We start from the raw sequence: 20691 nt of genomic DNA on the forward strand, positions 1-20691 counted from the left end.
GGTCAGGTGTGCTTACAGAGTGATGGGTGTCGCTTCGAAGCGAACGCGAGGATGGGCGATACGGTCCTGGGCGCGCACCAGCTCCAATTCATAACTGGCGCAAGCCTGGGTCTCCAGCAGTACTTCGTGGACGGCCGCAGCGGTGAACTCAAAGGCCGCCAGTAAGCTGTCCCCCAACAACACACGCGCCAGGAACAACCCGGATGTCAGGTCTCCCACCCCCACCGGCTGGCGCGGGAAGGCCAGCAACGGCCGGCGCAGGTGCCAACTGGCGTCGGCGGTTACCAGCAGCATCTCGAAGCCGTCCGGCAACTTGCCCGGGTAATCCAAATGCTTGACCAGAACCGCCTTGGGCCCACGGGCTAGCAACGCCTTGGCCATGGCCAGGCAATCGAACAGCGAGCGCGGTTTGCGCCCGGCAAAACTGTCCAGTTCCAGTTGGTTGGGGCACAGGAAGTCGGCCATGGCCGCGGCTTCATCAAGCAGGAAATCGCTGACTTCCTGGGGCACGATGCAGCCTTTTTCCGGATGCCCCATTACCGGGTCGCATAAGTAAAGCGCCTTGGGATTGACTGCCTTGATGCGCGCCACGCCGCTGAGGATCGCCCGGCCCTGGTCCGCACTGCCCAGGTAACCGGACAGGATGGCGTCGCAGTTACCCAGCTCGCCGATGGCGGCAATGCCTTCCACCAACGCAGGAATTTGCTGCGGCGCCAACACTTCTCCCGCCCACTGTCCATACTGGGTGTGGTTGGAGAACTGCACCGTGTTGAGCGGCCAGACGTTTACCCCGACCCGCTGCATGGGGAACACGGCGGCGCTGTTTCCGGCGTGGCCAAAGACCACATGAGACTGGATCGCAAGCAGATGAGGGGTGCGTTTCATGCAGGGGATTTCCGTAAAGCCGTTTGGATTCTGGCCGCGCAGTATGCGACTAAACGCAGCCTGTACGACAGACCGGCGACACAGTTAAGCTGCTCTCACTTTGTTGGAGTTCATCGCATGCTGACCCTGGGAAACATGTTTGTGTTGATGCTGCTGGCGACCGGTGCCGCCTGGGTGTGGCACAACCACGGCTTGCGCGAGCGCGCGTTGGAGCGGGTCAAGCAGCATTGCGCCAAGCTCGACATCGAGCTGCTGGACGGCGCGGTAGCGCTCAAGCGCATCGGCTTTGTAAAGGATGCCAATGGACGGCGGCGTTTGGCGCGGGTCTACAATTTCGAGTTCACCGTGACCGGCGAAACCCGCCACCCCGGCACCATCACTCAGTTCGGCGCCCATAGCGCGCAGATTGAACTGGCGCCCTACCCGTTCGAGATCAAGACACCTTTGCCTAGCGCCGAGATCATCGAGCTGAGCCAATGGCGCCAGGACCACAGCACCAAGCACCGTCAATAACGGCAGGCCGCCAACCCGGCCTGCAATGCCGCCACATCCTGTGGCGTGCTGAAGATCAATTCAACACGAGAATCACGGCGCCATTCGCTGGGCAGCCACGCGAGCGAGCAGTTATCCAGAGCATTGGCGCTGACCCAACCGTCGCGGCTGTGGATAACCAGCTTGGCGCGCCGCCACGCAAGGTCTGCCAGCCACGCCGCCACGCGTTGAGTGTCGAATTGCTGGCTAGGATGCCAACGCCAACCCACACTCCAGCCGCCGTCCTGGGCATGGCTCAAGCAGATCGGCACGGTCGGATCGCTCCAGATCGCCGGTATATGCGCCAAGCCTGGGGACTCATGACCGTTATCCACAGCCTCGCCCGCGTGCTGATCCAACCCCGGCAGCAGGGCCAATGGCAGATGCGCCTGATGGGTCCAGTAACGCGGGCAATCGGGTAACCGGGCCTCAATCGCCTGACGCTGCACCGCGTCCAGCCCCTCCTCCTTGTTCAAGACCAGCAGCCCAGCATTGGTCAGTGTTTCCTGCTGTGCCGGCGGCAAGGGGTTGCCTCTGGCCAGGGCCTGGGCATCCAGGACCAGCACACAAGGCTGGACCGTCAACACGCCCTGCCACGGCACTTGGCGCAACTGCTTGAGCAACTGCGCCGGATGGCCCAACCCCGATGGCTCGATAAACAAACGATGCGGCTTGGCCTTACGCAACAAACGGCTAAGACCTACCTGGAACGGTGCACCGTTCACACAACACAGGCAGCCACCGGCGACCTCGCCCAAGGCAATACCGTCGTCATCCTGGGTCAGCAGCGCGGCGTCCAGGCCGATCTGGCCGAACTCATTGATCAATACTGCCCAGCGCTCATCTTCCGGGCGTTGGGCCAGCAGTTGCCTGATCAGGCTAGTCTTGCCGGCACCTAGTGGCCCGGCTATCACATGAGTGGGAATGTTCTGCAGCATGGAGGGCATCATTCAGGCCGTGTAGAGCGCTTGATCCTACGCGGTTATGCCAGCCAATCCAGCGTCAGGATCAATCGGCGCTCGCCTTCTTTGAGCGCCGGCGAACGATGGATCAAACCGTGGCCTTCGTTACCGTGCCACTTGCTGCCTTTGAGCAAGGCCACTTCGCCACAATGGATCTGCTCAACACGTGCGGTGGGTTCGGCTTCGGGTTGTCCCAAGTGACGCCGGTCCATGACCCCCTCCCGCAACCACTGGCTGCCGATCCCGGCATAGGTGGTGATCAGCCGCACCGGTACGTGGTCGACGTGAAACCGTGGGCACATGGCTTTATCCAGCAAGCGCAGGCGCACGCCAATGCGTCGGGCGCCGAGCAGGCAGGCAAAGGCGCTGGTCAACCAGGACACATCGGCAATAAATCCCTCATAGCCTTCAAGATCGCGGCAATTGCCCGCCAATCCTTGCAAATTCGGCACCGCCTCATCGCTGCCCAGTTCCACCACCAACGAATCGGCTACGGGCTCGTTGAGCGAAACCAGCAAGGCGCCGAATTCGGCAATATGCAGGGGTAATTGCCGCTGCCACAGCGCCAGATTTACGCCCTCTTCGAGGATTTCAGACAGCGCCAACGGGGTTTCGCCGCGGGTCTGGCGAATCAGCGGACGCAAGGGCGGCAGTGCAGCGAGCATCAGGCCACCTCGTCGTACCAAGGGCCAAAAGGATCGGCCAGCAAGCGCCATCCATCGACACCCAGGGCCATTTCTTCATCAGTGAGCAAGCATGCATCCAACTCGGCGCGTAGCTGGGCAAAGTCGATGTGTTGCCCGATAAACACCAGTTCCTGACGGCAATCGCCGTTGCTCAGTTGCCAATTGCCCATGATTGCCGCGACGCTTTCTTCATCCTGCGGCCACTGGTTTTTCGGCACGAAACGCCACCAGCGCCCGGCGAATCCATGGCGCATCAAGCCACCGGCCTGGGACCAACTGCCCGCATCCTGATGCTTGCTGGCCAGCCAGAAAAAGCCTTTGGAACGCAGCAATTTGCCGTTGACCCAGGGGCGGTCAATAAAGTCGTAGAAACGCTGCGGATGGAACGGGCGCCGCGCACGATAAGCGGTGGACGCGATACCGTACTCTTCGGTTTCCGGCACATGCTCGCCGCGCAATTCCTGCAGCCAGCCGGGCGCCTGGGCGGCGCGCTCGAAGTCGAAGCGGCCGGTGTTGAGGATCTGGTCCAGAGGCACCTCGCCAATCACCATCGGGATGATCTTGGCGTGAGCGTTGAGGCGCTCAAGGATCGCCATCAACTCCTCGCGCTCGTGCTGGCTGATCAGGTCGATCTTGCTGATCAGAATCACGTCGGCGAACTCGATCTGCTCGATCAGCAGGTCGGTGATCGAGCGCTCGTCCTCTTCACCCAACGTCTCACCGCGCGAGGCCAGGCTTTCGGCAGCCTGGTAGTCGAGCAGGAAGTTGATGCCGTCGACCACGGTGACCATGGTGTCCAAACGTGCGATATCCGCCAGGCTTTGCTGGTTTTCATCGCGGAAGGTAAAGGTTTCGGCCACCGGCAGAGGCTCGGAAATACCCGTGGATTCGATCAGCAGGTAATCGAAGCGCCCGTCCCTGGCGAGCTTGGCGACTTCTTCCAGCAGGTCTTCACGCAAGGTGCAGCAGATGCAGCCGTTGCTCATCTCCACCAGTTTTTCTTCGGCGCGGTTGAGGGTGACATCGCGCTGCACTTGGCTGCCGTCGATGTTGATTTCACTCATGTCGTTGACGATCACCGCCACCCGCAGGTTGTCGCGGTTGCGCAGGATGTAGTTAAGCAGCGTACTTTTACCGGCGCCGAGGAAGCCGGACAGCACGGTAACGGGGAGTCGATTGGGCATCAGGTCATACTCATCAGGCCGCCCGTTCGAATCGGGCTGTTATTAATGTTATAGTATAACAACACAAATAAGCCAACCCCCGCTTGCTCAACGTGATGAAGACGGCAATGCTGGCGCCTGCTGATGTCGAGAACGCCCATGAACTATCTGCCGTATGGCCTGCTGCTGATTTTCGCGACCCAGGCCAATGCCCAAACGCCAAGCCTGTTGGCCAATTGCACGCGCAGCGCCAACCTGCTGGCCTGCGTAGACCCGTTGGGCAACGCCTACAGCGTAGCGACGGTTGGCAGCACCACGTATTTGCGTGGTTTTGAGGTGATAGGTAAACGCTACTGGGCGCAGACCAACAGTCGCTACGGACAATTGACGTTCTTCACCGGGCTGGCGTCGGACGGTGAAGCGTGGGTCGGTTACACACGCAGAGTCGGTTGGACCACGATCAACCGCTTCTCCAGTTCCGGGGGCGCCGGCGCCACCTTCACCTGCAGCCGTCTCACCGGCTGCTAAGCACGGGCGTTTTCTGGTCTTGCACCCAGGCCATATAGCTGTTGATCGGCGGATTCTTCTGGAAGTAATTTCTCAGGCCCTCGAATAATCCGTCAGCCACAGCCTGCTGGTGACGTGCAGTCACCAGCCGCTGCGCGTCCCGGGCATTGGAGATAAACCCGGTCTCCACCAAAATCGACGGCACATCCGGTGACTTGAGCACCGCAAACCCCGCCTGTTCCACACGCTTCTGATGCAACGACGTGATGCTCTGCAAGCTGCCCAGCACCGAACTGCCCAATTGCAGGCTGGAAGCGATGGTGGCGTTCATCGACATATCAAGAATCACCCCTGCCAGCATCGGGTCCTTGTCCTTGAGATTGAGCAGCGTGGTGGCGCCCAGCAGGTCCGCGCCGTTTTCGCGCTGAGCCATAAAGCGCGCCGTGGCGGAGGTGGCGCCGCCTTCGGACAACGCATACACCGAAGCCCCCGACGCGGTCAGGCGTGGCGCGGCGTCGGCGTGTACGGAGATGAACATATCGGCTTTGTGTCGACGGGCGATGTCCACGCGCTTGCGCAGCGGCACGAAGAAGTCGTCGTTGCGTACCAGCTTCACATCAAAGCCCTTTTCGCGCTTCAAGCGCTTGGCCAGCAGTTGGGCGATGGACAACACCACATCTTTTTCGCGCTGGCCCTTGGAGCCAATGGCGCCGGGATCTTTGCCGCCGTGACCGGGGTCGACCACTACGATGATGTCGCGCTTGGGATGGGCTTTGTCCACCGAAGCCACTAACGGCGCCGATTCAGCTGCGATTTGACGGGGCGCCTGGGTCGCGCGGGTCAGGTCCAGCACCAGACGGTGCCCTTGGCCATCCTGGGGCGGCAGCACAAAGCTGTTGAGCTGCATCGGCGCCGCCAGGTCCAGCACGATGCGCGTGTCGTTCTGGCCGAAATGTCCCGAGCGAATCGAAGTGATGCCGCTGTTTTTCAGCACCAGCTGCGAAAAATCCCCACTGAGCCCGGCGCCGCTCAGGTCGATGATCAAACGCTCCGGCGCGGTCAGCGAGAAGGTCTTGTACTGCACCGGGCCACTAAGGTCGAACACCAGCCGTAGCTTGTCGTCCGAACGCCATAAGCGCGCGTTGCGGATTTGCGTGGCGTGAACCGTGAACGGCAGGACGAAAAGGGGGCTGGCCAAGAGCAGGTTAAGAAGCTGACGTCTGTGCATGACAAATACCGCGAATAAAGGAGCGTCCCTGCTCGACATGGCTGAACAAAGGCTGGCGTAGAAAATTCATCGTCGACTTGATTGTTATACTATAACATGTCGAATTATTTCCAACGATGGACCTGCTTATGAACGCGCTGACCTTGCCGGACATTGCCGCGCAGGCTTCACGCCAAGCCTTGCCACTCGACTGGGTCGGCATGTGCGGCATTGCCCTGCCAATTCTGATAGACGGCCAGCGCCTGGCCGCCACCGCCGACGCGGGTGTCAGCCTCGACGACGGCACCGCACGCGGCATCCACATGTCACGCCTGTACCTGGCACTGGAGATGCTCGACCAGCAGCCCCTCACCCCTGCACTTCTGCGCACTGTACTGCAGCGTTTTCTCGACAGTCATGAAGGTTTATCTAAGAACGCTTACCTGCGCATCCACACTGATTTGCTGCTCAAGCGCCCAGCGTTGGTCAGCCCTCTGACCGGCTGGAAAAGCTATCCGGTCAGCATCGAAGCGCAGTTGGAAAACCAGATGTTCCACGTGGAACTAAAAATTGACGTCGCGTACTCCTCGACCTGCCCATGCTCGGCCGCGCTCGCCAGGCAGTTGATTCAGCAGCAATTTATCGAGGATTTCGCCAACACAGCTTTGCAGCATGCAGACGTACTGACCTGGCTCGGCAGCGCCAAGGGGATTGTCGCCACACCCCACAGCCAGCGCAGCAGCGCGCAACTACATGTGCACCTACAAGGTGAGCAGCTGCCCTTGGTCGAACTGATCAACGACGTCGAAGCCGCACTCGGAACCGCCGTGCAAACCGCGGTGAAACGCGCCGACGAGCAAGCCTTCGCCCTCGCCAACGGGCAGAACCTGATGTTCTGCGAAGACGCCGCCCGCCGCGTAAACCTCGCCTTGAAACGCTCGGACGCGATCAACGCCTTTCACCTCAAAGTGATCCACGCCGAAAGCCTGCACGCGCACGATGCCGTGGCTGAAAGCCGCTGGACGAGACACTCTGCATGATCACCTGCACCGCTTTGCGCTGGGGCGCGCCCGGCCAACCGCTGACGCCACCTGTGGATTTCACCCTTGAAAAAGGCAGCCTCACCGGCGTGATCGGCGCCAATGGCACCGGCAAGAGCAGCCTGCTCAAAGTCATTGCGGGCCTGCAAAAGCCGTTGACCGGTAAGGTCAGCGTGAACGTGCCGCGACGTGGCGGCCTGGCGTTGCTGCCGCAGCAACAGCACTTGGACCGGCAGTTTCCCATCAGCCTGCAAGAACTGGTCGCCGCCGGTTTCTGGGGTTTGCAACTCAGCCCGCAACAGCGCAGCCAGCGCCTGCAAGCCGTACTTGAAGACTGGTGCCTCAGCGGCCTGGAACAGCGCCCGTTAATGGCCTTGTCCGGCGGCCAGTTGCAGCGTGCGCTGCTGGCACGCATGAGCCTGTCGGAGTCGCCGGTGCTGCTGCTCGACGAACCCCACGCCGCCCTTGATGAAGAGGGCCAGGCGCTGTGCTGGAAACACATCCATGCCTGGCACGCGTCAGGCCGCACCTTGGTGGTGGTCTGCCATGACCTGGCATCCGTGCGCCATCACACTCAAAACGTGTTGCAGATCAAAAGCACCGGCTGCTTGTTGGGCCCGAGCAAAGAGCTGATCCGACCCCAGCCCCAAATGCAGGTGGCCTGATGCACTTCGCCGCCCACCTGTGGATGCCATTCTTTGACTTCGTGTTTATGCGCCGCGCACTGATTGGCGGGCTGGTGCTGGCGTGCAGCACCGCGCCGCTGGGCGTGTTCCTGATTCTGCGGCGCATGAGCCTGATCGGTGACGCCGTGGCCCACGGCATCCTGCCCGGCGCTGCTCTGGGGTTTTGGTTCGCCGGTTTGAGCCTGCCGGCGCTGACCCTCGGCGGACTCGGTGCCGGCCTGGGCATGGCCGGATTGTCGGCGTGGATCACCCGCCGCACCGGCCTGCGCGAGGACGCCAGCCTCGCCGCCATCTACCCCATTTCCCTCGCCGCCGGCGTGTTGATCCTCGGCATCGCCGGCAAACGCCTGGACCTGTTGCACCTGTTATTCGGTTCTGCCCTGGCGGTGGATGAAACCACCCTTACCGGCATGCTGTGGGTGTCAGGGTTCAGCCTGATCGCCATGGCGCTGATCTACAAACCGCTGCTGCTGGACACACTCGACCCACTGTTCCTGCAAACCGTCAGCCGCCTCGGCCCTCTGGCTCACGGGCTGTTTTTGACCCTGGTGGTGCTGAACCTGGTGATCGGTTTCCAGGCCATCGGCGCGCTGATGGTGGTGGGGTTGATGATGCTGCCGGCCATCGCTTCACGGTTCTGGAGCCGGCGCCTGCCGGTGTTGATCGCGGTATCGGCGGTGCTGGGATGCCTGTCGGTATGGCTTGGCTTGTTGCTGTCGTTCTACTACTCGTTGCCCAGCGGCCCAGCAATCGTGCTGGTGGCGGGCGCCGGGTACTTGTTGTCTGTGGTCTTCGGTCCGGTGCACGGCTTGCTGCGCCGCCCGCCCCTACTGTCATCCCAATGAGGTGTTTGCCGATGCGCGCTCTACTCGTGCTGTTCAGTTTGCTGCTACCGCTGTCGATGGCCCAGGCCGCCGACAAACTCCAAGTGGTCACCAGTTTCAGTATTCTCGATGACATCACCCAACAGATTGGTGGCGATCACATCCAGATCAGCAATATGGTCGGCCCCGACGCCGACGCCCATACCTACGAGCCCACCCCGGACGATGCCAAGGCGCTGCTTAAAGCCAAGCTGATTATCAAGAACGGCCTGGGCTTCGAGCCGTGGCTGGACCGCCTGGTGGCGAGTACCGAAACCCGGGCCACCGTGGTCACCGCCAGCAAAGGCGTGATCTCTCGCACCATGGAAGAAGACGGCGAAACCATCCCCGACCCGCACGCCTGGCACAACCTGGCCAACGCCGAAATCTATGTGAACAACATCACCAAGGCGCTGATAGCCGCCGACCCGGCCAACCAAGCCGATTACCAGCGCAACAGCCAAGCCTATCTGAAACAAATCTACCGCCTTCTGGCCGAAGCCAAAGCCAAGTTCGGCGCGCTACCGCCGGGTAATCGCCGCATCGTCACCTCCCATGATGCCTTCGGTTACCTGGGCCAGGCCTATGGCATTCAGTTCCTCGCCCCCCAAGGTTTGTCCACCGAGCGGGAGCCTTCCGCAGCCGAAGTCGCCGCGCTGATTACGCAGATTCGCAAGGACAAGGTCAAAGCGGTGTTTATGGAGAACATCAAGGACGCGCGCCTGCTCAAGCAGATCGCCGACGAAAGCGGCGCACAGATCGGCGGGACGCTGTACTCCGACGCCCTCGCCGCCGAAGGCCCGGCCAGCACCTTTATCGGGCTGTTCGAATACAACCTCAACACCCTGTGCAACACATTGGGCAAGCCATGATCCGTAAGAACCCTTCAGGCGATCTGCCGGTGATTGCCGAATCGGCCTACGTGGATAAAACCGCGATCATCTGCGGCAAGGTGATCATCGGCGAGAACGTATTCGTCGGCCCTTACGCCGTGATCCGCGCCGATGAGGTCGACGCCAGCGGCGCCATGGACCCGATCACCATCGGCGCCAACTCCAATATCCAGGACGGGGTGGTGATCCACTCCAAGTCCGGCGCGGCGGTGACCATCGGCGAGTTCACCTCCATCGCCCACCGCTCCATCGTCCACGGGCCTTGCACCGTGGGCGACCGCGTGTTCATCGGCTTCAACAGCGTGTTGTTCAACTGCGCAGTGGGTGACGGCTGCGTGGTGCGGCATAACTCGGTGGTCGACGGCCGCGATTTACCGGACGCCTTCTACGTACCCTCCACCACCCGCATCGGCCCGCACACCGACCTGTCGCAGTTCCCGCCGGTCAGCATCAGTGCCTCGGAATTTTCCGAAGACGTGGCGCGCACCAATGTCGATCTGGTGCGCGGCTACAAAGCCCTGCAAAACGAGTTCTGAACCATGAGCCGGCTGCTGATTCGCAACGCACGCTTGGTCAACGAAGGCCAGGTCCGAGACGCCGATGTGCTGGTCGCCAACGGCCGCATCGAAAAGATCGCCAACAGCATCACCGGCTGTAACGCCGCCGTGGCGATCGACGCGCAGGGCCAGTGGCTGCTGCCCGGCATGATCGATGACCAGGTGCATTTCCGTGACCCCGGTGCGCCGGACAAAGGTAGTTTCTACAGTGAATCGCGGGCGGCGGTGGCCGGGGGTATCACCAGCTTTATGGACATGCCCAACACCTCCCCCGCCACCTTGAACCTGGCGGCCCTGGCCGACAAAAAGCGCCGCGCGGGGCTGCATTCGGTGGCCAACTATGGCTTTCACTTTGGCGTCAGCCACGACAACCTCGATAAGGTCGCCGCTCTCGACCCGCGCGAGGTCGCCGGGGTCAAAGTGTTTATGGGTGCCTCAACGGGCAATATGCTGGTGGACGACCCGCGGATTCTGGAGCGGCTGTTCGCCGAAGTGCCGACTCTTCTGCTCGCCCATTGCGAACACAGCCCCAGCATCCAGGCCAATGAGCAGCGCCTGCGCGCACGCTTCGGCGATGGGATCCCAGCGGTGGCGCACCCGCTGATCCGCGATGCCGAGGCGTGCTATCGCTCGTCGTCTTATGCGGTGGAGCTGGCCAGGCGGTACGGCACGCGGCTACATGTGCTGCACCTGACCAGCGCCCGCGAGCTGGCGTTGTTCGAAGACAAACCCCTGACCGAAAAACGCATCACCGCCGAAGTATGCCTGCACCATCTGCTATTTGATGACCGCGACTATCACCGCCTCGGCCATCAGATCAAATGCAACCCAGCGATCAAGACTCGCGCCGACCGCGACGCACTGCGCCAGGCCTTACTCAGTGATCGTCTGGACGTGATTGGCAGTGACCATGCGCCGCATACCTGGGCACAGAAACAGTTGGGTTATCGCGAGGCGCCGGCGGGCTTGCCTCTGGTGCAGCATGCGCTGCCGGCGTTGATGGAATTGGTGGCCGATGGGCTATTGCCGTTGACCACGCTGGTGGCCAAAACCAGCCACCGAGTGGCCGATCTTTTCGCCATCCCGGATCGAGGCTATGTACGCGAAGGCTATTGGGCCGACTTGGTGCTGATCAAACCTGAGCCCCAAGGCAAGCCGGTCAGTGAGGAACCGATCCTGGCCCGCTGCGGCTGGACGCCCTTCGCCGAGCGCCGCTTTCGCCACAGCGTCAGTACCACGTTAGTCTCCGGCCACCTGGCGTGGCACAACGGCCAGGTGGTCGACAGTTGCCAAGGCTTGCCGCTGTACTTCCAGCGTTAGGCGCGCGGCTTGACGGTGCCGCAGTCGTTGCCCAGCCATTGGGCATGGCTGTCCAGGCTGCCCTTTTGTTGCATGCCGGTGGCATTGAAAGTGCCATTGACGGTGGTGGTGAATTCTTTCTGGCTCTGGAAGGTGGCCACGCCCGTACCCTGGGCTTTGGGGCAACTGAAGCGGAATTTCCACTGGTTGCCGGTCTTGTCGGTCACTTCCTGGCGGCAGCCCGATTGTGGGTCGGTCAGGGGGATCGAATCGGACGCCACCTGCGCCGGCGTCAGACACACCTGCACGCCTTTACCGGCCATGGTGATGCCCTGTTTTTCCAGCATGGCGCGCTGTTCGGGGGTCATCTGTTGCTTGAGCTGGCCGAGGATCAGCGACAGATCCGGCAGTTCCTGGTTATCGACTTTCATATTGCTGGTGGTCACTTCCCACAAGCCCGGCGCCAACATCTGGGCCTGCGCCGCCACGGGCAACGACAAACCAACAACCATGGTCATACACAGCAGACGAGCATTCATCGGGTAACTCCTGGGTAAAGGTGGAGCGTTAGACGCCGCAAAACAGCCAGTGTTGCACGGCAAATAAAATAGCGACATTCGTGGCCGAACATGGTCTGTTAGGCACTGGATTGCCTGGAGTAATGTCGTCCATGGATTTTTTTGGCCCGCACCTGCTGGCGTACTTTATCGCCACCCTGCACTTCTTCGGCACCCTAGCTGCAATCCACGCGGTGCTGACCGTCCGGACCGCCCAAGGCTCCATCGCCTGGGCCTTGTCGCTGATGTTCATGCCGTACCTGACCCTGATCCCTTACCTGATTTTCGGCCGCAGCACCTTCGATGCGTATATCCAGGCGCGCCGCCAGGCCAACCAGGAAATGCACAGCGCCATCGCCGCGCTCAACTGGCGCCCGTGGGTCGAGGAAGCACTGGCCGCGCGTCACTCCAGCGCCTACGGCTCATTGCGCGCCATGCCCAAACTGGGCCGCATGCCGTGCCTGGCCAATAACCAAGTGCAACTGCTGGTCAATGGGGATGCCACTTTCACCGCGATTTTCGACGCCATCCGCAACGCCAAGTCCGCTGTGCTGTTCCAGTTTTTCATCATTCATGACGACGAACTTGGCCGGCAATTGCACGCCCTGTTGAAGGAAAAGTCCGCGCAAGGCGTGGCCATTCATGTGCTGTACGACCGCATCGGCAGCCACGCCCTGCCCCATCACTACGTGCAATCACTGCGTGACGCGGGTGTGCAGATCAAAGCCTTCGCCACCCGCAGCGGCTGGCTCAACCGCTTCCAGGTCAACTTCCGCAACCATCGCAAGATCGTGGTAGTGGACGGCATCACGGGGTTTGTCGGCGGGCACAACGTGGGGGACGAATACTTGGGCAAAAAGCCGCCGCTGGCACCGTGGCGTGACACCCATGTGCAAGTCACCGGCCCGGTGGTGGCGTGCCTGCAGGAGTCGTTTGCCGAGGACTGGTTCTGGGCCGCGCGGGAACTGCCGCCGCTGATCCTGCCGGATGCCTATCCCGAGGACGGCGTGCTCTGCCAATTGCTGTCCAGCGGTCCGGCCGACCCGTACGAAACCTGCTCACTGTTTTTCGTCGAGGCGATTCACGCCGCCACCGAACGGGTGTGGATTACCAGTCCGTATTTCATCCCCGACGAGGCCGTGTTCGCCGCCCTGCGCCTGGCGGTGTTGCGCGGCGTGGATGTGCGCCTGCTGCTGCCATCGCGCCCCGACCATCGCATCGTCTACGCCGCCTCCAGCCTGTACGCGATTGAAGCCGTGCGCGCTGGGGTGCGCGTGTTCCGCTACATCCCCGGTTTTCTGCATCAGAAAGTGGTACTGGTGGATGGCGAAATCAGCGCCATCGGCAGTGCGAATATGGACAACCGTTCGTTCCGCCTGAATTTTGAAGTGATGCTGCTGACCGTCGACGAAGCCTTCGCCCAGCAGGTGGAGCAGATGTTGCTCGACGATTTCGCCCAAGCCCATGAAGTCAGCCAGGAAGAAAGCCGCGAAACCCGCCAGTTGCAGCATTTGGGAATGCGCGTCGCGCGCTTGATCTCACCGATTCTCTAACTGCCAACACGGTAGAAAATGGTGGGAGGGGCTTGCCCCCTCCCCCCTCTGTATCACCGGTTCAGCGGTAGATATCTTCCCGCGTCCACGGCAGTTCATGACTGCCATCGGCATGGGGTTTGACCGCCAGGATCTGGTGCAGGTTGATCCAGCCCCGGGCGAACGCATAAGCACAGCCCGCCAGGTACAGCCGCCAGATACGCAGTGCCTGTTCCGGCACCATTTTGGCTGCGGCTTCCAGGTTGTCTTCCAGGCGCTCGCTCCAGTGGTCCAGCGTGCGCGCGTAGTGCAGGCGCAGGCTCTCGACATCGACCACTTCCAGCCCCACTTCGCTGAGCTCGGCGGTCATCATCGCCAGATGCGGCAGCTCGCCATTGGGGAACACGTAGCGCTCGATAAAATCACCCGCGCCGCGCCCGACCGGGCGGCCGTCGGTGTGCTTGGCGGTGATGCCGTGGTTCATCACCAGGCCGCCTTCACGCACGGCGCCGAACAAGGTCTTGCAGTATTGCGCCAGGTTGGCGTGGCCAACGTGTTCGAACATTCCCACGCTGACCACTTTGTCGAAGCGGCCATCCTGGGGCAGATCGCGGTAGTCGAGCAGTTGCAGGTCAACCTGACCCTGCAAACCCTCGGCCTTGACCCGCTCCCTGGCCAGTTGCAATTGCTCTTTGCTCAGGGTGATGCCGTACACCTTGACCCCAAACTCCCGCGCCGCAAACCGTGCCAGCCCACCCCAGCCGCAACCGACATCCAGCAGGTATTCGCCCGGTTGCAACCGCAGCTTGCGGCATAGGTGGCGGAATTTGTCCTGCTGGGCCTGGTCGATGGATTCGCTGCCGGTTTCGAAATAACCGCAGGAGTACGCCATGTCCTGATCGAGCCACAGCTGATAGAAGGCGTTGGACAGGTCGTAATGGTAGGAAATGGCCGCTGCGTCTGTGGCCTTGTCGTGGATCGAGCGCACCGGACGACTGCCTTCGTCGTCATCGACCAAGGCGTGACTTAACTCGTCGCACACCCGGATCACTTCGGTGATGGAGCCTTCAAGCTCCAATTTGCCCACCACAAAGGCTTCGCCCAAGGTATCGAGCGTGGGATGGGAAAGCTGAGACACGACCGTGGGGTCCTTGACCACGATGGTGACGCTGGGCTCTGGGCCCAAGTTGAATTCATGGCCATCCCAGAGTCGAAGACGCAGCGGCAGCTGAAGATTCTGTAAGGCCGGTGGAAGTTGCGCGAGCATGAGTAGTCCCCCCTTGTTTCAGACGTCTGCTGTGAGGGTAGACCATCTCAAGACGCGTAGGAGGCTATCGATTAATAGCGCCTGACTATGCCGCTCGATACTGCAGCAAACCGTCCTGGACCCACTGTTTCAGCCATGTAACAGCCTGCAATGGGGCACCCTCTGCATAAGTGACTGCCAGTTGGGCACACAGTTCTGCAAAACACCCACCGGTCGTCACCATGGCCGCCAGGGCGCTGGCTTCCGCCGGCTCCAGCGTGCGGTAGCGACACACCTGTTCATGGCGCCATACCAGGCAGACCTGCGCAGGTTCCACAGCATGGCTGCCCGGAAAGTCACCGTTATCTTTGGCCGCGCGCCAGATTGCCAGGGAATTGAAATGGCAATCCAGTTGCTGCACCGACGGAACCCACGTCACTTGCAGCCCCGGCCACGCCTGCGGTGGCAGCTCGGCCATGTCCGCCAGGGTCAACGGCTCGCCATGGGGCGCATCGAAGGCCAGAGTAAACGACCATTCCAAACGTGCCAGTTCGGCCAGCGGCGCGCCGTGTTCTTGCGCCAGGTGCTCAAGGATAAACGTCGCGAACCGCTCACCAAGCCAGCGCAAACTGTAATGCTCGGACGGATAACGCCGCACATAAGCGCCGGCCAGCGCGGCAAACTCTTCATCCCCCAACCAGTAGCGCACGGCGCTGAAATCATGCCGCAGCACGTCCAACAGGCGCGCGCGATAAGCGTTGTGGTAGATCGCCAAGCCCGTGTCCACATCCAGGCTCGGCCCGCCGCGCAATGTTGCGGCAAACCCTTGGTCGAGCGCTGGCGCGTCGTTGAGCAGGTGCGCCTCGAACGCCAGCTGCCAGTCGGTCAGGCGCATAAGGCCCTCCCGGCCAAGGCGGATGCGCCTAATTGGCGCGCCTTAGCCAATTCGTCGAGCAGTTCCTGAAACGGCGGGAAATGGTCATCGCGTTCCAATAAGGTCGACACCGGCCCGATGTGCGCGAGGGTTTGTTGATACAGCGCCCACACCGGATCACACACCGGGTGGTCATGGGTATCGACCACGTAATCGCCGTAATCGCGGTGCCCGGCCAGGTGCAATTGGCGGATGCTCTGCGGCGGCAGGTTACGGATAAAGGTCCACGGGTCGAACCCATGGTTACGCGCGCTGACATAGACGTTGTTCACGTCCAGCAGCAATTGGCACCCCGACAAATGGGCCAGGGCATTGAGGAATTCCCACTCGCTGAACTCATCGGCTTTGGCACGCACATAGCTGGAGACGTTTTCCAACACCAAAGGCCGCTGCAATACGTCCTGCACCTGACGAACGCGGCCGGCCACGTAATAGAGACTTTCTTCGGTGTAGGGCAACGGCAGCAGGTCATGCAACTGGTGCGCGTTGCCGCGGCTCCAGCACAAATGGTCGGACACCCACGCCGGCTGGATGCGCTCGGCGAGCTGTTTGATCTGCTTCAGATAATCGAAATCGAGGGCATGGGGCCCACCTATGGACAGGGACACGCCGTGCATCACTAATGGGTAGCGCTCAGCGATGGCGTCCAGGTAGTACAAGGCTTTGCCACCCTGCACCAGGTAATTCTCGGAGATCACTTCAAACCAATCCACTGCAGGGGATTGCTCAAGAATCTGTTCGTAATATTCGTTGCGTAGACCCAGGCCGTAACCCAGGAAGGGAAGAGAGGTGGCCATCATGGACTCCGGAAAAAGTGTCCGCAGCGGTCGCAAAACACGCTGCGGGAGCACTTGGCTTGCGTTTATTCGCCGACTTTGCCGCCCGCCTTATCGCATTCCGCCTTGGTCATGGCCTTGAAACCGTGGCCCTTGCACACCGCCTGGCCTTTGCAGGCGTTTTCCGCGGTCTTGCAGTCGTTCATGCCTTTGCAAGACGTGACGCCGTAGCAATGCACCTGAGCATCAGCCGCTTGTGCCTGGGTGGCGACACCGGCAAACATGGAAGCGGCGGCGATCGCCAGGGCAGCACCGGAAACGGCTTGTTTGATATTCATGGGGTCATCCTCATTGTTCAGTTGGGAAGTCGGCCGAGCACTGCGCTCGGTCCTGACATGCCACTAGAGTGAGGCCCCCCATCGGCGTTACAGCCGCTCGCATGTATTTCTGAAAATTTATTCTTCCGGTTTCAGCAGCGGCTCCTGAAACCGCAGCAAACGCCCGGCATTACCCAGTACCAGTAGCGTGCTGAGGTTATGCAACAGCGCCGCAATCATCGCCCCCGCTGCGCCCAGCCAGCCGAAGGCCGCGAAAACGACGATGGCCAGCGTCCAGCCCAGGCCGATGATCACATTGACCTGCAACGTCTGCCGGCACTGGCGACTCAAGCGCACACAGGTGCCCAAGCGCCGCAGATCGCTGCCGATCAGCACCACGTCCGCCGAGGCCAGCGCGATATCCGCCCCGCCCGCGCCCATGGCCACGCCGACCACCCCGGCCTTGAGCGCCAGGCTGTCGTTGATGCCGTCACCCACCACCATCGGCCGGAAGCCGCTATCGATCTCGGCCAGCACGCGGTTGAGCTTGTCCTCGGGCAACGCCTGGGCGGCGACATCACTGATGCCCACCTCCAACGCCAGGCTGTCGGCGACACTCTGGCGATCGCCGGTGAGCAGCAACTGACGCCCCAAGCCCAACTCGCGCAGCTCTTGCAGGGCCTGGCGGGCCTCCGGTTTGACGCTGTCGGCCAGCAGCAGCCAGGCCAGAAATTGCCCGTTCAGCGCCAACCCGGCAATCGGGCCGTCATGGGTCGGCACGGCGGTGGTCACGATGCCCAATTGCTCGAACAACTCAGGGCGTCCCAAAGCCGCTTCGCCCTCCTCGGTCTGTGCCACCACGCCCAGGCCCTGGCGTTCGCGGATGTCGGTCAACACCCACATCTGTTCCTGCGTCGCCAACCCCGCCAACGCCCGGCTGACCGGATGGCTGCTGGCCGAGCCCAGGCTGGCTGCCAAGTTCAGCAACACCTGCCGATCAGGCGCAGTGGTTTCGATGGATTGCAGGCGCAGGGTGCCAAAGGTCAGGGTGCCGGTCTTGTCGACCACCAGGGACGTCAGGTCCGCCAATTCCTCTAGAAATGCCGAGCTGCGAATCAAAATTCCATGGCGCGCCGCCACGGCAATCCCGGCAATCGCCGTGGCCGGTGCCGACAACACCAACGCACACGGGCACGCCGCCACCAGCACGGCGAGCATCGCCTGGGCGTCATTGGTCACAAACCAGGTGACCGCCGCCAACAGCAACACCAGCACCATGTAACTGCCCGCATAGCGCTCCAGCAGCCGCGTGATCGGCGGCTTGGAGCGTTCCGCGTTCTGCATCAATGCAATGACTTTGCCCAAGGTCGACTCATGACCGGTACGCGTCACTTCAAGACGCAACAAGCCATCTAGATTGATCGCCCCGCCAAACACCTGCACACCGGCGCTGGCCTCCAGTGGCACCGATTCACCGGTGATGGGCGCCGTGTCCAGGCTGGCCTGGCCCGACAGCACCACGCCATCGGCTGGCACCCGGTCGCCCGCGCGCACTTCGACGATATCGCCGGTGTTCAGCGTGCCGTTGTCCACTTCCTGAATGCTGCCGTCGGCCTGCACAAGCCGCGCGTGGCTGCGGGTCAGCTTGCCCAGGGCGTGGATCGCCTCTTGGGAGCCGATCACGCTGCGTTCTTCCAACACATGGCCGAAAATCATGATGATCGGCAGCAACGCCGCGGTCAGCAGATCGCCGGTGGCCCAGGCGCCGAGCATCGCCAAGGCGATCAGTTGGTCGGTGATGCCATGCAGGCTGGGAAAACGCAGGCTGTACCAGGCCGAACGCATCACCGGCACCGCCACCAGCAGCGAGGCCACGCCCAGCAGCAACTGGCTCACCCCGCTCTGGTCCGGCGCCAGCCAGCGCCACACCAAGCCCAGGATCAATAAGCCCAGCGCCAGCATCGCCAGGGTCAATTGCCGCGCTGCGCTGCGCTGCTCGGCGGACGTCAGCATGGGTGCGCTCATTGTTCGGCTCCCTGGATGATCAAGCGGGAATCGTCTTTAGGATCGACCGTGGTCACGGAGCCGGCCTGGCCAAGTATTTTCGGCAGACGCTCGCGGTACAGGCGCAACAGCAGGCCAGGATCTTTGACCTGGGCCAGGCTGGCCACCGTAGCGGTTTGCGCCTGGGCATTGGCCAAGCGTTCGCTGGCCTGGGCGTGGGCCACTTGCACCAACCGGTCGGCTTGCTGAGTGGCAGCCTGGGTGAGTTTCTCGGCTTCGGTGCGCGCATTCGCCACGGCTTTATCGGCCTGTTGGCTGGCGGTGAGCACCGCGTTGAACGCATTCACCGCTGGGCCCGGCAGGCTCGATTGCACATCCACACGGGTGACTTCGATACCCAGGCCTAGCCCGCTGGCGGTCAACTCGGCCAGGCGTTTGTTGATGCCTTGCACCAAATCGCCGCGCAAGCGCTCGCGGCGTTCGGCGGCGCCGTTGTCACTGCCGATCAATTCCGGGCGGGCCACCAGGATCGTGTCCAGATCCCGCGCCGCCGTCAGCGCCACCGCGCTGCGGGTCACCAGGCGATCCAGCGCGGGCAGCACATGTTCGCCCTGCAATACAAAGGCATAGGGTTCGGTGACCTTGTAGAACACCCGCACATCCAGTTGCACCACGCCGGCATCGCCGGTCAACAGATAACCGGAACCGGCCAGGGCGTCGCTGAGCGGCGTGGCGAAACTGGCCACGCGGTCGGCCTGGATTGCCGCGTCTGAGCGCAACAACCCTTCCACCCGACGCTCGATCACGCGATCCGCCGCCGGCAGCAACACCACCTGTTCGAACGGCTGCGGCCAGGCCAGCAACAACCCGGCATTCTGGATGCGGTCCAGCGCGCCGAAGTGCAACACCACCGCGCGATTCTGCGGGTCGATCTGACGCACATTGGAAAACGCCCAGGCCAACGCCGCCAGCACCGTCACCGCGTACAGCGCCATAAAGGTCAAGCGCCCGGCCTGGATCCAGGGGCTGTCCGGGCTGCCACGCTCGGTCATGGCTGAACATCCTTGGGCCCGTCCACCAGCGCGCGAAAAGGCGCGGCATCGGTGCGCAGGATAATTTTGCTGCCCGGCGTGACCACCGTGCCCAGGGTGTCGAGAGAACGCAGCAGGTTATATAGCTGCGGATTGCTGGCGTAGGCGCGCCCGTAGATCTGCGCCGCTTCGACCCGCGATTGGGCTTCGATATCGGCGGCCTTGACCGTGGCATCCGCTTGCACGATCCGTGCGTCACGCTCGGCGGCCGAACGGATCTGCGCCGCTTCACGCTTGCCCACGGCGGTACGTTCGGTGGCGATGGTTTCACGCTCGGCGCGCATGCGGTCGACGGTGGCGGTGAGGGTCACCGACGGCAAGGTCAGCCGTTCGACCCCCACCTGCGCGACGCGCACGCCGTACGTGGCGAGCAATTGTTGATCGATCTGCTGGCGCAACTGCGCCTCGAAATCGGCGATGCGCACCTGGCCGGCGTCGGTGTTGACCAGGCTGGACAGGTCGAAACTGGCGGCGGTGGTTTCCAGCGCCGAACCGACAAACGTACGAATCTGCCGCGCGGCTTCATCCGGTTGGTTCTGCACCGCGCGCATAAAGCGCTGCACATGCTCGGCGTCACCCTGCACCTGCCAGGCCACGTAGGCCTGCACGATGATGCGCAGGCCATCGCGCGTACCCACATCCTGCAAACCGCTGGAAGTGGTGCGCAGGCGCAGGTCCACCGGGATCGCCGCTTCGAACGGCGCCGGCCAGCGCCAGCCCAGGCCAGGCTCCAGCAATACCCGCGACGGGTTGCCGAAGCGGGTGATCACCGTGGCCTCGCCGGAACGCACCTGCACCAGGCTTGCCGCCGCCAGCGCAAACAGCACCAGCAACGCGGCCCAGCCCATGCGCCGCCAAGGGATCGGCCCGGCGGCGTGCTCCTCGCCATGGTGATGGTGGTGATGATGGCCGTGGTGATGACCGTGATCGTGGGAATGAGCGCTCAACAAACAGA

At 62.2% G+C, this 20691-nt stretch carries 22 protein-coding genes; 9 read left to right on the plus strand and 13 right to left on the minus strand.

The window, feature by feature from the left end; translation table 11 throughout:
- Nucleotides 1-12: 12 nt before the first annotated feature.
- Complete coding sequence (gene pdxY / locus ABX75_RS16185; protein ID WP_034101554.1) at nucleotides 13-885, minus strand: pyridoxal kinase PdxY; 873 nt, start codon at nucleotides 883-885, stop codon at nucleotides 13-15.
- Nucleotides 886-1002: 117 nt separating this feature from the next.
- Between pdxY and ABX75_RS16190 the strand changes: the two genes are divergently transcribed.
- Nucleotides 1003-1398, plus strand: a complete 396-nt coding sequence (locus tag ABX75_RS16190) for a DUF3301 domain-containing protein (RefSeq protein WP_034101555.1) — start codon at nucleotides 1003-1005, stop codon at nucleotides 1396-1398.
- On the opposite strand, the gene ABX75_RS16195 is transcribed toward ABX75_RS16190, so the two are convergent.
- The 3 genes from ABX75_RS16195 to zigA are packed head-to-tail and all read right to left on the minus strand — an operon-like array spanning nucleotide 1392 to nucleotide 4248.
- On the minus strand, nucleotides 1392-2354 hold the full coding sequence (locus ABX75_RS16195; RefSeq protein WP_047882284.1) for a GTP-binding protein: 963 nt from the start codon (nucleotides 2352-2354) through the stop codon (nucleotides 1392-1394). The genes ABX75_RS16190 and ABX75_RS16195 overlap by 7 nt on opposite strands.
- Before the next feature lie 44 nt (nucleotides 2355-2398).
- Nucleotides 2399-3043 (minus strand): DUF1826 domain-containing protein, encoded by a 645-nt coding sequence (locus ABX75_RS16200; protein ID WP_040266677.1) that lies wholly within the window; start codon nucleotides 3041-3043, stop codon nucleotides 2399-2401.
- On the minus strand, nucleotides 3043-4248 hold the full coding sequence (zigA, locus tag ABX75_RS16205; protein ID WP_047882285.1) for a zinc metallochaperone GTPase ZigA: 1206 nt from the start codon (nucleotides 4246-4248) through the stop codon (nucleotides 3043-3045). The genes ABX75_RS16200 and zigA overlap by 1 nt, the downstream gene beginning before the upstream one ends.
- A 138-nt stretch (nucleotides 4249-4386) precedes the next feature.
- On the opposite strand from zigA, the gene ABX75_RS16210 reads away from it, so the two are divergent.
- Nucleotides 4387-4755, plus strand: a complete 369-nt coding sequence (locus ABX75_RS16210; protein ID WP_047882286.1) for a hypothetical protein — start codon at nucleotides 4387-4389, stop codon at nucleotides 4753-4755.
- Here the strand turns inward: ABX75_RS16210 and ABX75_RS16215 are convergent.
- The gene (locus tag ABX75_RS16215; protein WP_047882287.1) at nucleotides 4742-5962 is read right to left on the minus strand and encodes an N-acetylmuramoyl-L-alanine amidase; all 1221 of its coding nucleotides are present in this window, start codon (nucleotides 5960-5962) and stop codon (nucleotides 4742-4744) included. The genes ABX75_RS16210 and ABX75_RS16215 overlap by 14 nt on opposite strands.
- Before the next feature lie 128 nt (nucleotides 5963-6090).
- Here ABX75_RS16215 and folE2 point away from each other — a divergent pair, with 128 nt between their 5' ends.
- The 6 genes from folE2 to ABX75_RS16245 are packed head-to-tail and all read left to right on the plus strand — an operon-like array spanning nucleotide 6091 to nucleotide 11300.
- Nucleotides 6091-6981 (plus strand): GTP cyclohydrolase FolE2, encoded by an 891-nt coding sequence (gene folE2, locus ABX75_RS16220; RefSeq protein WP_047882288.1) that lies wholly within the window; start codon nucleotides 6091-6093, stop codon nucleotides 6979-6981.
- Entirely contained in the window at nucleotides 6978-7646 is a 669-nt protein-coding gene (locus ABX75_RS16225; protein ID WP_047882289.1) for a metal ABC transporter ATP-binding protein, read from the plus strand. The genes folE2 and ABX75_RS16225 overlap by 4 nt, the downstream gene beginning before the upstream one ends.
- The gene (locus ABX75_RS16230; protein WP_034115491.1) at nucleotides 7646-8512 is read left to right on the plus strand and encodes a metal ABC transporter permease; all 867 of its coding nucleotides are present in this window, start codon (nucleotides 7646-7648) and stop codon (nucleotides 8510-8512) included. Before ABX75_RS16225 ends, ABX75_RS16230 begins: the two co-directional genes overlap by 1 nt.
- 11 nt (nucleotides 8513-8523) lie before the next feature.
- A complete protein-coding gene (locus ABX75_RS16235) occupies nucleotides 8524-9402 on the plus strand; it encodes a metal ABC transporter substrate-binding protein (protein WP_047882290.1) in 879 nt (292 codons plus the stop codon).
- A complete protein-coding gene (locus tag ABX75_RS16240; protein ID WP_034115493.1) occupies nucleotides 9399-9959 on the plus strand; it encodes a DapH/DapD/GlmU-related protein in 561 nt (186 codons plus the stop codon). The genes ABX75_RS16235 and ABX75_RS16240 overlap by 4 nt, the downstream gene beginning before the upstream one ends.
- Nucleotides 9960-9962: 3 nt before the next feature.
- On the plus strand, nucleotides 9963-11300 hold the full coding sequence (locus tag ABX75_RS16245) for a dihydroorotase (RefSeq protein WP_047882291.1): 1338 nt from the start codon (nucleotides 9963-9965) through the stop codon (nucleotides 11298-11300).
- Here the strand turns inward: ABX75_RS16245 and ABX75_RS16250 are convergent.
- On the minus strand, nucleotides 11297-11818 hold the full coding sequence (locus tag ABX75_RS16250; protein WP_034139875.1) for a DUF3617 domain-containing protein: 522 nt from the start codon (nucleotides 11816-11818) through the stop codon (nucleotides 11297-11299). The genes ABX75_RS16245 and ABX75_RS16250 overlap by 4 nt on opposite strands.
- A gap of 131 nt (nucleotides 11819-11949) precedes the next feature.
- Between ABX75_RS16250 and cls the strand changes: the two genes are divergently transcribed.
- Nucleotides 11950-13389, plus strand: coding sequence for a cardiolipin synthase (cls, locus tag ABX75_RS16255; protein WP_047882292.1), 1440 nt, complete (start codon nucleotides 11950-11952; stop codon nucleotides 13387-13389).
- Nucleotides 13390-13450: 61 nt separating this feature from the next.
- Here cls and cfaB read toward each other — a convergent pair whose 3' ends face one another.
- The 7 genes from cfaB to hflC all read right to left on the minus strand — a co-directional run bounded on the left by cfaB (nucleotide 13451) and on the right by hflC (nucleotide 20686).
- Nucleotides 13451-14635: a C17 cyclopropane fatty acid synthase CfaB gene (gene cfaB, locus ABX75_RS16260; protein ID WP_034101569.1), complete on the minus strand. Its 1185-nt coding sequence runs from the start codon at nucleotides 14633-14635 to the stop codon at nucleotides 13451-13453.
- An 85-nt stretch (nucleotides 14636-14720) separates the two neighbouring features.
- Nucleotides 14721-15509: a DNA-binding domain-containing protein gene (locus ABX75_RS16265; protein WP_034115494.1), complete on the minus strand. Its 789-nt coding sequence runs from the start codon at nucleotides 15507-15509 to the stop codon at nucleotides 14721-14723.
- On the minus strand, nucleotides 15500-16345 hold the full coding sequence (locus ABX75_RS16270; protein WP_034115495.1) for a DUF692 domain-containing protein: 846 nt from the start codon (nucleotides 16343-16345) through the stop codon (nucleotides 15500-15502). The genes ABX75_RS16265 and ABX75_RS16270 overlap by 10 nt, the downstream gene beginning before the upstream one ends.
- A 65-nt stretch (nucleotides 16346-16410) precedes the next feature.
- Complete coding sequence (locus tag ABX75_RS16275; protein WP_034101572.1) at nucleotides 16411-16662, minus strand: membrane protein; 252 nt, start codon at nucleotides 16660-16662, stop codon at nucleotides 16411-16413.
- 117 nt (nucleotides 16663-16779) lie between these two features.
- Nucleotides 16780-18666: a cation-translocating P-type ATPase gene (locus ABX75_RS16280; protein ID WP_047882293.1), complete on the minus strand. Its 1887-nt coding sequence runs from the start codon at nucleotides 18664-18666 to the stop codon at nucleotides 16780-16782.
- Complete coding sequence (gene hflK, locus ABX75_RS16285) at nucleotides 18663-19697, minus strand: protease modulator HflK (protein ID WP_034115497.1); 1035 nt, start codon at nucleotides 19695-19697, stop codon at nucleotides 18663-18665. Before hflK ends, ABX75_RS16280 begins: the two co-directional genes overlap by 4 nt.
- Nucleotides 19694-20686, minus strand: a complete 993-nt coding sequence (gene hflC / locus ABX75_RS16290; RefSeq protein WP_177329689.1) for a protease modulator HflC — start codon at nucleotides 20684-20686, stop codon at nucleotides 19694-19696. Before hflC ends, hflK begins: the two co-directional genes overlap by 4 nt.
- Nucleotides 20687-20691: the final 5 nt, after the last annotated feature.

The organism is Pseudomonas sp. ARP3 (assembly GCF_001029595.1).
GTDB lineage: Bacteria > Pseudomonadota > Gammaproteobacteria > Pseudomonadales > Pseudomonadaceae > Aquipseudomonas > Aquipseudomonas rhodesiae.

Bases quoted from the DNA above. Each gene is read 5' to 3' on its own strand.
- pdxY (WP_034101554.1), bottom strand. From the start codon at position 885: ATGAAACGCACCCCTCATCTGCTTGCGATCCAGTCTCATGTGGTCTTT.
- ABX75_RS16190 (WP_034101555.1), top strand. From the start codon at position 1,003: ATGCTGACCCTGGGAAACATGTTTGTGTTGATGCTGCTGGCGACCGGT.
- ABX75_RS16195 (WP_047882284.1), bottom strand. From the start codon at position 2,354: ATGCTGCAGAACATTCCCACTCATGTGATAGCCGGGCCACTAGGTGCC.
- ABX75_RS16200 (WP_040266677.1), bottom strand. From the start codon at position 3,043: ATGCTCGCTGCACTGCCGCCCTTGCGTCCGCTGATTCGCCAGACCCGC.
- zigA (WP_047882285.1), bottom strand. From the start codon at position 4,248: ATGCCCAATCGACTCCCCGTTACCGTGCTGTCCGGCTTCCTCGGCGCC.
- ABX75_RS16210 (WP_047882286.1), top strand. From the start codon at position 4,387: ATGAACTATCTGCCGTATGGCCTGCTGCTGATTTTCGCGACCCAGGCC.
- ABX75_RS16215 (WP_047882287.1), bottom strand. From the start codon at position 5,962: ATGCACAGACGTCAGCTTCTTAACCTGCTCTTGGCCAGCCCCCTTTTC.
- folE2 (WP_047882288.1), top strand. From the start codon at position 6,091: ATGAACGCGCTGACCTTGCCGGACATTGCCGCGCAGGCTTCACGCCAA.
- ABX75_RS16225 (WP_047882289.1), top strand. From the start codon at position 6,978: ATGATCACCTGCACCGCTTTGCGCTGGGGCGCGCCCGGCCAACCGCTG.
- ABX75_RS16230 (WP_034115491.1), top strand. From the start codon at position 7,646: ATGCACTTCGCCGCCCACCTGTGGATGCCATTCTTTGACTTCGTGTTT.
- ABX75_RS16235 (WP_047882290.1), top strand. From the start codon at position 8,524: ATGCGCGCTCTACTCGTGCTGTTCAGTTTGCTGCTACCGCTGTCGATG.
- ABX75_RS16240 (WP_034115493.1), top strand. From the start codon at position 9,399: ATGATCCGTAAGAACCCTTCAGGCGATCTGCCGGTGATTGCCGAATCG.
- ABX75_RS16245 (WP_047882291.1), top strand. From the start codon at position 9,963: ATGAGCCGGCTGCTGATTCGCAACGCACGCTTGGTCAACGAAGGCCAG.
- ABX75_RS16250 (WP_034139875.1), bottom strand. From the start codon at position 11,818: ATGAATGCTCGTCTGCTGTGTATGACCATGGTTGTTGGTTTGTCGTTG.
- cls (WP_047882292.1), top strand. From the start codon at position 11,950: ATGGATTTTTTTGGCCCGCACCTGCTGGCGTACTTTATCGCCACCCTG.
- cfaB (WP_034101569.1), bottom strand. From the start codon at position 14,635: ATGCTCGCGCAACTTCCACCGGCCTTACAGAATCTTCAGCTGCCGCTG.
- ABX75_RS16265 (WP_034115494.1), bottom strand. From the start codon at position 15,509: ATGCGCCTGACCGACTGGCAGCTGGCGTTCGAGGCGCACCTGCTCAAC.
- ABX75_RS16270 (WP_034115495.1), bottom strand. From the start codon at position 16,345: ATGGCCACCTCTCTTCCCTTCCTGGGTTACGGCCTGGGTCTACGCAAC.
- ABX75_RS16275 (WP_034101572.1), bottom strand. From the start codon at position 16,662: ATGAATATCAAACAAGCCGTTTCCGGTGCTGCCCTGGCGATCGCCGCC.
- ABX75_RS16280 (WP_047882293.1), bottom strand. From the start codon at position 18,666: ATGAGCGCACCCATGCTGACGTCCGCCGAGCAGCGCAGCGCAGCGCGG.
- hflK (WP_034115497.1), bottom strand. From the start codon at position 19,697: ATGACCGAGCGTGGCAGCCCGGACAGCCCCTGGATCCAGGCCGGGCGC.